General features: G+C 67.8%; 9 protein-coding genes. 6 read left to right on the forward strand and 3 right to left on the reverse strand.

Annotated features, from left to right (window positions below):
- Positions 1–18: 18 nt before the first annotated feature.
- From BMZ45_RS18780 to BMZ45_RS18805, 6 genes are all read left to right on the forward strand, one after another.
- Entirely contained in the window at positions 19–3393 is a 3375-nt protein-coding gene (locus tag BMZ45_RS18780) for a TonB-dependent receptor domain-containing protein (protein ID WP_217643245.1), read from the forward strand.
- Positions 3394–3615: 222 nt separating this feature from the next.
- Positions 3616–4185 carry a hypothetical protein gene (locus BMZ45_RS18785; RefSeq protein WP_091638066.1) on the forward strand — a complete coding sequence of 190 codons (570 nt, stop codon included), beginning with the start codon at positions 3616–3618 and terminating at the stop codon, positions 4183–4185.
- A gap of 295 nt (positions 4186–4480) precedes the next feature.
- Positions 4481–5407, forward strand: coding sequence for a hypothetical protein (locus BMZ45_RS18790; RefSeq protein WP_139215585.1), 927 nt, complete (start codon positions 4481–4483; stop codon positions 5405–5407).
- A 97-nt stretch (positions 5408–5504) separates the two neighbouring features.
- Positions 5505–6470: a hypothetical protein gene (locus BMZ45_RS18795; RefSeq protein WP_091638068.1), complete on the forward strand. Its 966-nt coding sequence runs from the start codon at positions 5505–5507 to the stop codon at positions 6468–6470.
- Positions 6471–6558: 88 nt separating this feature from the next.
- Positions 6559–7542 carry a hypothetical protein gene (locus BMZ45_RS18800; RefSeq protein ID WP_091638069.1) on the forward strand — a complete coding sequence of 328 codons (984 nt, stop codon included), beginning with the start codon at positions 6559–6561 and terminating at the stop codon, positions 7540–7542.
- Between the two features lie 479 nt (positions 7543–8021).
- Positions 8022–10634 (forward strand): bifunctional diguanylate cyclase/phosphodiesterase, encoded by a 2613-nt coding sequence (locus BMZ45_RS18805; protein ID WP_254776695.1) that lies wholly within the window; start codon positions 8022–8024, stop codon positions 10632–10634.
- Between the two features lie 242 nt (positions 10635–10876).
- Here the strand turns inward: BMZ45_RS18805 and BMZ45_RS18810 are convergent, their stop codons facing one another.
- From BMZ45_RS18810 to hemW, 3 genes are all read right to left on the reverse strand, one after another.
- Positions 10877–11227 carry a PilZ domain-containing protein gene (locus tag BMZ45_RS18810; protein ID WP_091638071.1) on the reverse strand — a complete coding sequence of 117 codons (351 nt, stop codon included), beginning with the start codon at positions 11225–11227 and terminating at the stop codon, positions 10877–10879.
- Positions 11224–13488, reverse strand: coding sequence for a DUF1631 domain-containing protein (locus tag BMZ45_RS18815; protein ID WP_091638072.1), 2265 nt, complete (start codon positions 13486–13488; stop codon positions 11224–11226). The genes BMZ45_RS18810 and BMZ45_RS18815 overlap by 4 nt, the downstream gene beginning before the upstream one ends.
- A 207-nt stretch (positions 13489–13695) precedes the next feature.
- Complete coding sequence (hemW, locus tag BMZ45_RS18820; RefSeq protein ID WP_091638073.1) at positions 13696–14850, reverse strand: radical SAM family heme chaperone HemW; 1155 nt, start codon at positions 14848–14850, stop codon at positions 13696–13698.

Here is a 14850-nt window from a genome sequence, read left to right on the forward strand (position 1 = left end):
AAGCGACTGTCGAGACGTGTGCTCCAACCCTGTGTGCTGCTGCTGGCCTTGCTGCCGTGTCTGAGCGCCTACGCGCGTGGCGACGTGGGCAACGCCAAGTTCGATATCCCGCAGCAACGGCTCGACGCGGCCCTGTCGGAGTACGCGCGCCAGAGCGGACAGCAGTTGCTGTACGCGCCCGAGCTCGCGGTCGGCAAGACCGGTCGCGCGGTGCGCGGCGAAAAGCCGGCCTTGCAGGCGCTGGACGAACTGCTCGCGGGTACCGGCCTGCAATACTCGACCAGCGCTTCTGGCGCGATCCTGATCAACGGCGGCGGCAACGCCAGCTCGGCGGCGGGGGCCGCCAAGCCCGCCGAACCGGCGCCACCGGGAAACGCAGAGGGGACCGCTGACACGCAGCCGGCGGCGGATTCCCCGGTAGAGTCGACGGCGCCCAATCCCACCGCCGCGGCCAATGCGCAGGCGGCGACCAATCTCGACACCATCGTCGTTACCGCGCAGAAAAAGGTCGAGAACATCCAGAAGGTGCCGATCGCGATCAGCGCCTTCAGCGGCGACGATCTGGGCAGCCGCAAGATCGAAACCGGCGGCGACCTGGTCACCGCGACGCCGAACGTCAGCTTCAGCAAGACCAATTTCGCCAGCTACAACTTCCAGATCCGCGGCATCGGCACCCAGGCCTTGTCGGTCACCACCGACCCGGCGGTGGCGATCAGCTTCAACAGCACGCCGATGATCCGCAACCGCCTGTTCGAGCAGGAGTACTTCGACGTCGAGCGGGTCGAGGTGCTGCGCGGCCCGCAGGGGACCCTGTACGGTCGCAACGCCACCGCCGGCGTGGTCAACATGATTCCCAATCTGGCCAGCCTGGACGGCTTCGACGCGGACGTGAAGGCCGAGGTGGGCAACTACAACACGCGACGCATCAACGGCATGATCAACGTGCCGCTCAGCGATACCTTCGCGCTACGCCTCGCGACCCAGTACACCAAGCGCGACGGCTACGACCACAACACGGTCACCGGCAAGGACATCAACGATCGCGATCTGCTTTCCACCCGCCTGTCGGCCAGCTATACGCCCAGCGACCGCTTCAACGCCAGCCTGGTGTGGGAGCACTTCCAGGAAGACGACACGCGCTCGCGCACAGGCAAGCAGCTGTGTCACAACGATGCCGGGCCGACCTCCATAGGCAACGTGACATTGCGGCCGAACGATGTCGGATTCCTGAGCCAGGCCTGCAAGGACGGGTCGCTGTACGACAACGATGCTTTCGGCGTGCCCAACGGCAACAGCCTGCCGTCGGTGCTGGCCGCGCAGACCACGGCGGGCGCCTTGGGATTCTTCGCGGACAACTTCAATCCGGCGTACCTGATCTCGCAAGGCGTCGATCCGTATTCCGGAGTCAAGCAATCGCGCGATCTGCGCGAGATCGCGACCAGTTACGACCCGAAGTTCCACGCCACCAACGACATCCTGCAGTTCAATTTCGATGTCGGCATCGGCGACCACCTGAACCTGGTGTCGCAGTCGCTGTATACCCGCGATCAGTACTATTCCACGCAGGACTACGGACGCTTCCAGTCCAACCCGATCTTTACCGACTCGAACAAGGTGGTCCAGTTCGATCCGGACGGAAACCTCGTTCCCGCCTACCCGCTTACGCCCGGCGGCGTGTTCTGCGACCCGCAGCTGGGCTGTTCCGACCGCCTGTTGCTGGTCGACCTGGTCGATGCCGACAGCCGGCAATGGTCGCAGGAGTTCCGCCTGCAGTCCTCGTACGACGGGCCGTTCAATTTCAGCGTCGGCGCGAACTATCTGGAATTCAAGATCGACGAAAGCTACTACGTTTTCAGTAACCTCTTCACTGCTGCTGCTCAAAACTTTTTCAACGGAAGAGGCGGTGTGCTGAGTCCAGCCACCTGTACGCCAGGGACGGCCCTTTCGGTGGAGACTGACTTCTTCGGAAGGCATTTTCCTTGCGTGTACATCGACCCCAATCCATTGGGATCCATCAATGGCCAGGGACACAACTACTTCCGTAGCCGCAACATCGCCAACACCCGCTCGTCGGCGGTCTTCGGCGAGGGCTACTGGCAGATCAACGACAAGTGGAAATTGACCGCCGGTCTGCGCTGGACGCGCGACGTCAAGACCACCACGCCCGTGCCCAGCCAGCTGCTGCTGGCGAGCTCCACGGATCCGGACTTCCCGCTGCTGGGCGGCGGCTACGTCGGCTACGGCTATCCGGCCATCGGCAAGATCAAACAGACCTGGAACGAGCCGACCGGGCGTCTGGTGCTGGACTGGTCGCCCGATCTTTCCTTCACCGACAGCACCATGGTCTACGCGTCGTTGTCGCGGGGCTACAAGGCCGGCGGTACCAACTCCCCGGGCATCGGCGCCAATCCGGAGGTGCTGTCCTTCACGGCGAAGGACCCGCGCTTCAAGGCCGAGTACGTCAATGCCCTGGAAGTCGGCATGAAGAACGTGATGGGCGGCGGCCGCTTCATCCTCAACGCAACCGCCTTCTACAACGACTACAAGGGCTACCAGGTCTCGCAGATCATCGACCGGCAGACGGTGAACGAGAACTTCGATGCCAAGACCTGGGGCGCCGAGATCGAGGCGGTGTGGCGGCCCACCTCGCAGTTCCAGCTCAGCGGAAACGTCGGCCTGTTGCGCACGCGCATCGGCGCCAACCAGTACTCCATCGACGTGATGGATCGAACCGCGGGCAATCCGGACTGGGTGGTCGTGCGGCCGTGGATGCAATTGGCGTCGAACTGCATCGCGCCCAAGGCGATGGTGGAGCGGTTCTTCGAGAACTTCTACCAGATCTTCGACGAGAGCAGCCTCGCCAATTACTTGAACAGCTTCTGCACGGTCAATCTTCCCACCGGCCTGGGCGGCTTCACCCAGGATCGGGGCCTCAATGGCGGGCCCGGCGACAACGCCTGGCTGCTGGGCGGCGCTTTCTACAATCCGGAAATCGACGCGCCCAACGGAGGCGCCGGATTCGCCAAGAACGTGGGCGGCCATGAACTGCCGAACGCGCCCAAGATCACCGTCAGCCTCAGCCCGCAGTACACGTTCGCGCTGGCCGAAAGCGACCTGACCCTGCGCGCGGACTTCTATTACCAGGGCAAGAGCTGGGCCCGCGTCTATCAGGACAGGATCGATCGCCTGCACGACTGGGGCAACGTCAATCTGTCGCTGACCTGGTACAAGCCCGAGCAGGATCTGACCGTGCAGCTGTACGTCAAGAACGCGCTGGATGGCGAGGCGATCACCGGCACTTTCCTCAACAGCGACGACAGCGGCTTGACGTCGAACGTGTTCCTGCAGGACCCGCGCATCTTCGGACTTTCGATCCGCAAGGGGTTCTTCTGAGTAGCGATTTCACCCCATCAACCGCCTGCAGCCGCGGGCGGTCGATACAGACCAAGGACGCATCTGTTTCAGCGCTCTGGCGAATGAGAGCAAAAGTTCGAACAGGCTGATGTTCGGTGCCCCTCGGTTCGGTGCCGCCACGGCACTTGCCTTTCCCCCGTGGCACGACCTCCGCGCGCTTCGCGTTCGGGGATTTCGATAATCGACTGTGGAGCAAATACGATGAGTAAGTTGAAAGCCACCCTTCTCGCCTCCCTGATCGCGGTGGGCCCGCTCGTGGCCTCGCCCGCGTTCGCCGGTTGGGAGTATTGGAACGGTAGCGCCTGGGTGAATACCACGCCCGCCGGTACTTACGTAACGATCACCGGCAGCACCACCGCTACGGTCTCGGGTATCGCGGTTCCGTGTTCCAGCGCCACCTTCAACATGCAGCTGGCCAGCGGCGTCGCGTCGATCGCCAGCGCCACCTTCACCGGCGGCTCGGCCTGCACGGGCAACGTGACGGCGGAGAACCTGAGCTGGGGCGTTTCCCCGGGCGTGGGGTCGGGCGCGACGAGCTCGAGCGTGACGATCGGCGGAGCGTCCTATCCGAACGCGATCCAGGTCAGGTTCAACACGCCGGCGCGCGTGTGCACGGGCGGTGTCGCCACCGGCACGCTCAATAACCTGAACAACACCGCGACCAACGCGACCTTCACCTTCACCGCGCAGTTCCTCCCCGCCCCGTCGCCTTGCACCAACGTCCGGTCCACGTCGACGCTGACGGCCAACGCGCCGCTTCGCTTCATGTAAGTCGGCCGCGAATCTCCTCGTCGCTTGGAGCGGTTGCCGAGGGACGCGGGGATGTCGTGGAAATAGCCGTTCGGCCATCCGCTGCATCAGGCGTGCGACTACGCGCCTGATGCGGCGTTCTTGGCGGGCGGTATCGAAGGCGCTGGGGCGGAGCATCGGGCCCCTCCGGTTGGATGGGGCTCGATCGAACCGGCGCAGGCAGCGATAGCCCGGTGATGCGGCGATCGCCAACGGGCGGCGGACTTGCGTCCGCTGGGCGCAGATCAGGATTCTTCCTTAGATTCAGGAGTTCATCATGTCCAAGGCATTGCTACTCACGGCCCTTGCCACGGCGTTGGCCGGAGTCGTCGTCACGCCCGCCGCGACGGCGGCACCACCGGCCCCAGGTTACGAGCGGTTCCAGTTCTGCCCGTACGAAAGCCTGCCCCTTCAGGAAGAAGGGACCGCTTGCGTGCACAGCGTGACCAGCTCGGGCTCGTTCACCATCGGTACCACCACCTTGCCGATCGACAAGCCGATCGTCCTGCAGGGCGGCATCACCGGAATTCAGCCGTCGCCGTTGTTCGAGGCGGTGGGCGCGCCGACGCTCAATTCCCCGCCGGGCAAGGTCCCGGGCGGTCTGCTCGGCATCGTCAACCCGGCGCCGAATTGGCCGCTGCCCTTGTGGCAGGCGTTCTGGAGCGTGGTCAATTCGGTCAACGACGTGACCGCGACGATGGAGCCCGTGCAGACGATACAGACCGATTTCGGTGCGGCCCTCAACCCGAACTGGGGTGGCGATCCGACCGCGGTGCGGCTTGCGCTGCGCGTGCGTCTGCAGAATCCGTTCCTCGGCAACTCCTGCTACATCGGTTCCGCGCAGAATCCGGTCGTGGTCAAGCTGCAGACCGGCACCACCGCTCCGCCGGCGCCCACCGCGCCGATCTCGGGCAGCCCCGGCAGCCTGGATTCCATCCAGGTCGGTAACGACCCGTACGCGTATTTCCAGAACACCGGCAATATCCTGGTCGACAATACGTTCGCGGTGCCGGCGGCGAAGGGCTGCGGCAACATCGCCCTGGGTTTGCCGATCCTGACGCAGTTGCTGGACTCGCTGGTCTCGGGTGCGGTTAATCTTAAGGTGGGATTGCCGTCGGCCGCGGGCAAGAACCAGGCGATCTTGAAGGGCGACACGGGCATTGCCGCCGCCGCATACGTGCGGGACGGCTCTCCGTACCAGTAGTGGTTCGCTGGTGAGCGCAGGGCGGCCTCGCGAGGGGCCGCTCTGCCGGTCACGTCCCGTCGCCGGTGCTTGTTGCGGTTCTGGAGTGGATTCGGGAATGCAATTTCGCTACATCCTGATCGCCTTGGTCGGACTGGCCGCATTGATCGGCGCCTACTTCCTGGGGCGAGGTCGGAGCCCGGAAGCCGCGGCCGCGGCTGCGCCGATCGCCACTGCCCGGGCGCAGGCAGGCGCGAATGTCGCCTCGATCGATCCGGTTCGGATGATGGCATCGCTGCCGGCACGCGATATGCCGCTGAAGCGCATCTTCAACGACCTGCGCTCGCGCGCCGACGCCGGCGATGTCGCGGCGGCCACGCGCTTGTACCAGGACCTGCGCACCTGCGCCGGTCTCGACAATCTGGAATGGTTCCTGACACGGGTAGCCGACGAAACCCTGGCCGACAAGATCGACGGGACCAGCGCGCAGGCGTTGGAGCGCTATCGGGTGCAGCTGGAGGCGGTGGAATCGCACAAGCAGGCCATCCACAAAACCCGCACGCTCTGCGACGGGCTCGATCGCGGCATGTTGGATTCGCAACTGTCCAGCTTGCAAAAGGCGGCGCAACTGGGCGAGGAGCATGCGCGCGCCTGCTACCTCGCCAGCGGGCCCGGCTACGATGCACGGGGACTCATGCGTCATCCGGAGTGGATCCAGGACTACCGCAGCAGCGTCAAGTCGTTGGTGGATGCCGGCATGGCCGCGGGCGATTGGAAAGTGGTGGACATACTCCGCCGCTCGTATGAGCCGGGCGCGGACGGCATGCTCGCCGGAACCTTGGGTTCGGATGCCGTCCAGTACTACCGTTATCTCAAGCTCTACCGCCTCGGCGCGGAACGCGGCCGCGCCGCCGATATGGATCGGAAGTTGGCGCTGGCGGCCGCACGCATCCAGCCGGAGCAGCGCGCGGACGCCGATCGGTGGGCGCAGGAAAGATTCCAGAACGAGTTCGGCAGCAGCAATTCCACCGATACGACCGCCCCCGGCTGGGATCCATGTTCGTTCGCGACGCCTCAAGAATGACGACTTTTTCGCTACGATCCGTGTGGATTTCGCTGCGAACCGGCCACCGAATCCGGCCCTTGCCGGCCCCCGCATCCAAGGCTTCGACATGAGCCCCTATCGACTCGCATTTCTGGCCGTCCTGGCCCTGGCGGCCATCGTCGGCGCCTACCTGTACGGCCGCAAGGAAGGCGCGAGCGTGCCTACGCCGCTGGAGTCGGCCGCAGTAACCGAGCAGCCGGTCGGCGGAGCGCCGGGCAGCAACCTGGCCATGGTCGCCCAGGCTTCGTTGAACTTCGATCGCGGCGCGCGGCTGCCGCCGCTGGGCGCGCCGCTCAAGTCGGTGTACGCCCAGCTGCAGGCGCAGGCGAACGCCGGCGACGGTCGCGCCGCGGCGCGGCTGTTGCGCGACCTCAACCGTTGCAGCCGCCAGCGCGCGATCGAATGGTCGACGATGCGCAACACCCACGATCTCACCGAACAGAAGACCGAGAACCTGAGCGCCGCGCAGTTGCGCACCTACCAGGCCTTGCTCGACACCGCCGCGATTCGCCAACGCGACGTCGACCAGGGACGGACGCTGTGCGAGGGCGTCAGCGACGAAATACTCGACACATTGAACGCGAACCTGGCGCAGGCGGCCAGGCTCGGCGACGCCGATGCGCGCGCCTGTTACCTCAGCCGCGGGCCGCTGTACGACACGCGCGGCCTGCTCAAGCAGCCCGGCGCGCTCGGCGTCTACCGCCAGCAGGCGACCCGGCTGATCCAGAGCGGTTTGGCCGCCGGCGACTGGCGCGTGGTGGACCTGCTGCAAAGCGCCTACGAGCCGGGTGCGCAGAGCATGCTCGCGGGCCTGGTCGGCAGCGACCCCTATCAGCACTATCGCTATCTCAAGCTCTACCGCCTTGGAGCGGAGAGCTTCCGGGTCGCCCAGATCGATCGCCAGCTCGCCATGGCGGGCGCAAGCCTGAGCCCGGCGCAGCGTGGCGAAGCCGACGAATGGGCGCAGACCACGCTGCGCGACAATTTCCGCGGCGACTCCACGGCCGGCACGCCGCAGGGCTGGGACGCCTGCGCAGCGCTGGGCGGATGAACCGCGCCGTCGGCCGAAGCAGGCCGCGCAAGCGGCCCGTCTGACGACGCGCGCCGATGTGCCGCGAGGCGGAATCGATGGCGGCGATCGTGTCGCCTTCGTCACAAAACATCGCAGCCTGCGTCACAGAATCCGACATCGACGCCGCCGCGCCGCGAGCGCGGGCCTGGCCGGTGGCCGCTGACCTCGCCCTGATTGCGTAAAAGGTCTGATAGACGAGTCGCAATACGCGGCGGTCGGGGACAGGCGTTTGCGCGCTGGGCGAATCGACGAGTGCGAGCGGGCGGGTACCCGCTTCGTGAACGAGATGTCGAAGCATGGCGAGGTGGGCCGGGTATAGGATCGCCGGATCGCGGGACTTCATGGAGGGTCGCTTGGGGACGTCCAGGGATGCAGAAGAGGTCTCTTCGTCCTCGCGGCCAGGTGCCCCGGGCGGCGCCCGCCGCTATGGCGGCGCGGCCGAGCCGCCGGCTGCCGGCGTGCCCGAACGGATCGCGCCGCTGGGCATCCCGGCCTGGGCCTGGAGCCTGCTCGCGCTGGCGTTCGGCGTCGGCCTGACCCTGTGGCTGGGCGGCGCGCAGCAGCGCCGGGTGGTCGACGACCGCACCGCCGCGCTCGACAGCAGCGCCGAGCGCGGTTACCACGCCATCGTCGATCGCCTGCAATCCTGCGAACTGCTGCTGCGCTCGGTCCAGACCCTGTTCCTGACCTCGGACACGATCACCGCCGACGAGTACGCCAACCTCTACGCCAACGTGCGTCCGCGCAACCGCTTCCCCAGCCTGGAGGCCATGGCCTATTCGCGCCGCGAGTCGCGCGTGGACGGCGATCACTACATCACCGAGCTGGTCGCGCCGCTGCACGGCAACGAGCGCCTGATCGGCCTGGACGTGAACCTGCAGCCGACCAACCTGGTCGGCGTGCTGAGTTCGCGCGACAGCGACCAGGCGGTGCTGTCGGCGCCGTTCCGCCTGGCCCAGCAGGCCGCGGCCGATCCGCGCCGCGACGGCGTGACCATGCGCCTGCCGGTGTTCTCGGCCGGCCCGCCGCCGCAGGACGTCGAGCAGCGGCGCGCGCGCATGCGCGGCTCGATCGCGATCTCCTTCCATGCCGGGCAGCTGATCGAAGGCAGCCTGGGCGAGGACGCGCGCCGCGAGCTGCAGGTCGAGGTCAGCGACATCACCGACGCCCCGGCGCCGCTGTTCGCGACCGGCCCGGCGCCGGCGACGGACACCGGTTATCGCTTCGAGCGTCGGCTCGACTACGGCGGCCGCCGCTGGCGGGTGCGCATGCACGCGCTGCAGCCGGTCGCCGATGCGGCCAGCGAACGCAACTGGGTGCTGCTGCCCGGCCTGCTCGCGAGCGTGCTGCTGGCCCTGCTGGTGTGGTCGGTCGCGCGCACGCGCCGGCTCGCGCTGGAGCTGGGCTCGCGCATGAGCCGGCGCTATCGCGAAAGCGAGGAGCGTTTTCGCGCGCTCAACGAACTGCTGCCGGCGCTGGTGCTGCTGGCGCGCCGCGACGACGGCCGCATCTCCTACGCCAACCAGGCCTCGCGCGCGCGCCTGGGCGAGACCGTGTACGAAGTGCCGCTGCCGGAGCTGTTCGAGGACGAACTGCTGCGCGACAAGCTGCGTGCGGCCGACCTGGTCGACTGCGCCAACGCCGAGGCGATGCTGCGCAGCGTGAACGGCGACCGCTTCTGGGCCAACGTCTCGATCACCAGCGTGGTGCTGGAGGGGCACGCCAGGCTGCTGATGGTGGCCTCCGACATCTCCGAGCAGCGCCAGCTCACCGAACTGCTGACCTATCAGGCCAGCCACGACACCCTGACCGAGCTCTACAACCGGCGCGAGTTCGAGCGCCGGATCGAGCGCGTGCTTGCCGGCGTGGCCGCGGGCGGACCGCCGTGCGCGCTGCTGTACATCGACCTGGACCAGTTCAAGCTGATCAACGACACCTCCGGCCATGTCGCCGGCGACCAGTTGCTGAGCCAGCTGGCGACCATGATGAGCAGCCACCTGCGCGGCGGCGACGTGCTCGCGCGCCTGGGCGGCGACGAATTCGGCGTGCTCGCCACCGAGGTCCACGACCAGGCCGGCGCGGCGCTGGTGGCCGAACGCTTGCGCGAACACATCGACGGCTATGTGTTCGTGTGGGAACAGCGCACCTACACCATCACCGCCAGCATAGGCGGAGTGATGCTGGACCGGCCCAACGTGACACTCAAGGACCTGCTGTCGCAAGCCGACACCGCCTGCTACATGGCCAAGGAGGGCGGACGCAACCGCGTGCACTTCTATTCCGAGCACGACGACAACGCCGCGCGCCGGCGCAGCGAGATGGAATGGGCCAACCGCCTGCGCTGGGCGATCGACGAGGGCCGCCTGCTGCTCAAGTACCAGGAGGTCTGGCCGCTGTCGCCCAGCGCGGAATCCGGACTGCATCTGGAACTGCTGCTGCGCTTCCGCGATGAGCAGGGCCGTTTGGTCGTGCCTGGCGCCTTCATCCCCGCCGCCGAACGCTACGGCCTGATGCCGATGATCGACCGCTGGGTGATCGAGACCGCGCTGGCCAATTTCGATCGCCTGCATCCCTCCGGCGCGCAACTGCGCACCGCGACGATCAACTTGTCCGGCGCCAGCATCGAGGACGAGACCCTGGCCGACCTGATCCTGGAGCTGCTCAAGCGCCATGCGGTCGCGCCGGAGCGGGTCTGCTTCGAGATCACCGAGACGGTGGCGGTGCGCAACCTGGCTCAGGTCGCGCGCTTCATCGAGCGCCTGCGTGCGGTCGGTTGCCGCTTCGCCCTGGACGATTTCGGCGCGGGCATGTCCTCGTTCGGCTATCTCAAGAACCTGCCGGTGGACATCATCAAGATCGACGGCGCTTTCATCCGCGACCTGCTCACCGATCCGATGAGCCATGCGATCGTGAAGGCGGTGACCGATATCGGCCATCAGCGCGGCCTGAAGGTAATCGCCGAATGGGTGACCAGCGACGAGATCCTGCTGGAGTTGGGCGCGCTGGGCGTGGACTACGCGCAGGGCTATGCGCTGCACCAGCCCGAGCCGGTGCCGTTCCACCGACGTTGAGCGCCTTGGCGCGGCGTTTCGGGCTGATGGCGATGGTGCGGTCGCCACCGCACCCTACGGCGGGCCGGCCAGGCCACCGAATCGGACGACGGACGTAGGATGTGGTGAGCCGAAGGCGAGCCGCATCGTCGCGCTGCGCCGAACCGCCTCGACACGCCATCCCATGTATCGAACATGGCGCGCGTCGCAAGCGCCCCCCGCTCGCTACTCACTCCTCCCCGCTCACTCCTGCCTTACCCGCTTCACTCGTAAGTGCCGCCCGGCGAATCCAGCCACTGCCTCAGCTGCAGCATCTCGCTCTCGAGCATGGTGATGAAGCGGAAGCCGGTCCAGGTCTGCCCGGGCATGCTGGTGCGGTCCTGCCACAGCAGGTGCGCGCCGACTTCGATGGGCGAGGTATGGTGCGGAGCATCGCGCAGGCTGAAGCGCAGTTGGTAGAGGGCGTCGTCGACCAGCGGCGTGTTCGCGATCAGCAGCATGCCGGTCTCGGACAGATTGCTGAGCTGGCCGATCACCACGTCGGTCATGGTGTCCACGACCTGCACCGTGTCCTGGACTCGGCGCCGGCGCACGCGGCGGAATTCCTCGCTCATGCCTGCGCCTCCTCGGTCTTCTGGCCGCCGCCGACGAAGCCGCGCAGCACGCTCAGCGCCGCGTTCCAGGCGCGGTCGACCAGGCGGCCCTTCTCGGCGGTGACCACGCGCGCCTGGCCGTGCGCCATCATCCGCGCCAGGCTGTCCAGCGACTGTTCGCCGATGCGCTGGCCGCGCTGGTTCACGAACAGCGCGTTGTCGGTGACGGTGCTGAACCACGACAGTCGTCTGCGCACCGCGTCGCCCTGTTGATTGGTCACGAATTCGAACCAGGTGCCGAAGGGCAGGGTGCGGATGTGCTCCCAGCAACTCTGCTCCTGCTCGTTGCGCGTCGGCAGATCGCGCTTGACGACGGTGCTGTCCTCGCCCAGGCGCGCGCGCGCCTTGAGCTTCATCGCCAGTTCGGTGCGCGAGGCCACGTCGTCGTTGGCGGCCGCGGCGCCGACGGTGAGCTGGCGCGAGATCGCGTTGGCCTCGTCGGCGTGATAGCCGACCAGGGTCAGCGCATGTTCGATGTCGCCGTCCAGCCCGCCGGGCGCCTGCTGGCTGGCGCCGACCACGTTGGCGGCGACGATCTGACGGGTCGCCTCGACCTGGCGCCGCCATTCGTCCGAATCCTCGCCGTGGCGCAGCAGGGTCAGGGTCAGCACGTCCGACCAGGCCTGGGTCAGCAGGGCCTGCACGAACTTGGGCAGGCTCTGGCCGTGCACCGCGGACTGGATCGCCTCGCCGGCCTGCTGCTTGGCCATCTCCAATTTTTCTTTGCCGCGCGCGGCTTCGACATGCCGGCGCTCGGCGACCTCGGCCTTGCGCGCCATCGCGCGCAGATGGTCCTGCAGGCTCTGGTTGGCGGCTTCGAACACCGCCGCGTCGCCGTCGTAGTGCTCGACCACGTGCTCGACCGCGCGCCGCAGTTGATCGTTGAGCAGCGGATCGGACTCCTCTTTCGGGATCCAGCTCGCGCCGGCTTCGGCGACCGCGTTCAACAGTTGGCGTGCCGGATGCTGGCTGCGCACGAAGAAGGCGCGGTCCTGCAGCGCCAGGCGCAGGAGCGGCACCTGCAGGCGTCCGAGCAGGCCGGTGGTGGCGGCGTCGCCGCGCAGCTCGCGCTCGATCTCGCCGTAGAACAGGTCCAGCAGCTCGAAGGCGTCGCTGTCCTCGCGCGACAGGGTCGCGGCCTCGCCGCGCTGCTGGCGGGCCTGAGCGAGCAGGGTCTGGCGCAGGTCGGCGACGCTGCGCTGCGGCGGCGCGGCCTGCGCGGGCGTGGCCTGGAGCGCGCGCAGGGCGTCGATCAGATCGTGAGTGGGCAGCGGCGGGCGCGCCGCGGGCTGCGCGCCGGGGCGCAGCTTGCCCAGCAGCTCGCGACGCCCGGACAACAACTGCTGCAGCGAGGCGTAGTCGCCGCTTTCGTCGCCGCTGGCGGCGACCGCGGCGGCATCGGTCTGGCCGGTCCAGGCGGTGTAGGGGCGCGCGCCGCGCGGCGTACGGCCGGCGTCTTCGCGCGCGGCGCGCGGGTCTTCGCCGCGATCGACGTTCTGCGCGGTCGGGCGCGCGCGAATCGGCACGAACGACAGGCTGGGCAGCACGTTCTCGCGCGCGAGCAGGGCGTTCATGGTTTCGACCAACTGCGCGTAGCCGGTCATCACCTGCAGGTCGTAGACCCGGTACAGGTCGAGCTTGGCTTCCTGGCCGATCTGCAGCACCGAGCAGGCCTCGGCCAGGATCCGGCCCAGGCTGTGCGGGCCCAACGGCAGGCGCTCGGCGTCGTAGGCGGGCGTGCCGGCGAGCACGCCGAAGCGCTGGCCCAGCAGCATCAGGGGCAGGCCGGCGCGCGCTTCCTGGCGCGTCGCGATCGCGCGCAGGGCGGTGTTTTCGTCGATTTCGCGATCGTCGACCAGGCGCAGGTCGCGGAAGGTCGGCAGGGCCTGCTGGTCCTCGACGGTCACCACCGGCTCGCGCACCTTGGTCAACGCGGTTTCCAGCCCGACCAGGTAGCGCGGCACCAGGTCGACCCGGTTCAGGCGCACCAGGCGCAGGGTTTCCAGATGCACCGACTGCAGGCTGGGGTTGCGCGCCTGGTCGGCCTGGCGGAACAGCTGCTGCTCGTACTCGACCAGCATCAGGTCCAGCGCGCGCGCCATTTCGTCGGAGACCAGGGCGTACAGGTGCTCCAGCACCCGCCGCACGCGCTTGGGCATCGCCGCGGAGGCCAGCGTGGGCCGCGGAAACGATTTGCCTAGCGGTTCGAACGTCGCGGACATGCGGGGCTCACCAATACCGGATCGGGCGATCTAATCACGCCCCCTTGAGACCCGCCAGCCCTGTCGCTGCCAAGCGGCCGGAATGGAGCGACCACCGATTCGAACGCAGGCCGGGGCCGCGCGCGGCCAGCGCGCGTTGGCGGACGGTCGGCCGCCATGCTGCGGGACAGCACGGCGGGCGCGCGAAACGCACGCGGGCGCGGGCGCTCAATCTTCCAGGAACAGCGCGACCACGTCGTTGGTGTAGCGCCGGCCGAGCTCGGTCGGGCGCACGCGCGCGCCCTCGCGTTCCAGCCAGCCGCGCTCGTAGGCGGCCTGCAGCGCCTCGGCGATGGTCGCCTCGGGCAGGCCGGTGCGGGCCTCGAAATCGCCCAGGGCGAAGCCGTCGACCAGGCGCAGCGCATTGAGCATGAACTCGAACGGGCGCCGCTCCGGCCCGATCCGATCGTCGCCGCCGATCGCCTCGGCGCTGCCGGCGCGGGCCAGGTACTGGGTCGGATGCTTGATTTTCCAGCGCCGCAGCACCGCCTGTTCGGCGCCCAGGGTGATCTTGCCGTGGGCGCCGGCGCCGATGCCCAGGTAGTCGCCGTAGCGCCAGTAGTTGACGTTGTGCGCGCAGCGCCGGCCCGGCTGCGCGTAGGCGCTGACCTCGTACTGGGCGTAACCGTGCGCGGCCAGCAGGGCCTGGCAATGCTCCTGCATGTCCCAGGCGCCGTCGTCGTCGGGGATGCCCTGCGGCGGGCGCGCGGCGAACACCGTGTTCGGTTCCAGGGTGAGCTGGTAATGCGAGACATGCGCGGGCTGCAGCGCGAACGCGCGCTCCAGGTCGTGCTCGGCCATGGCCAGGCTCTGTTCGGGCAAGGCGTACATCAGGTCGAGATTGAGATTGTCGTAGCCGGCGTCCTGGGCCAGTTTGACCGCCGATTCGGCATCGGCGCTGTCGTGGATGCGGCCGAGGCGGCGCAGGCAGCCGTCGTCGAAGCTCTGGATGCCGAAGCTCAGGCGGTTCACGCCGGCCGCGCGGTAGAGCTCGAAGCGGCCGTGCTCGGCGGTGCCCGGGTTGGTTTCCAGGGTGATCTCGCAAGCCGGCGCGAAACGCAGGCGCGCGCTCGCGGCCTGCAGGAAGCGGTCGATGGCCTCGGGCGGGAACAGGCTGGGCGTGCCGCCGCCGAAGAACACCGTCTGCACGGTGCGGCCCCAGACCAGCGGCAGGTCGTGGTCCAGATCGGCGAGCAGGGCGTCGACGTAGTCCGCGAACGGCAGCGGGCCGCGGCCCTCGTGCGAATTGAAATCGCAGTAGGGACATTTGCGTACGCACCAGGGCAGGTGCACGTACAGCGACAGGGGCGGCAGCGACAGCAT

The organism is Lysobacter sp. cf310, assembly GCF_900114355.1.
Taxonomy (GTDB): domain Bacteria; phylum Pseudomonadota; class Gammaproteobacteria; order Xanthomonadales; family Xanthomonadaceae; genus Lysobacter.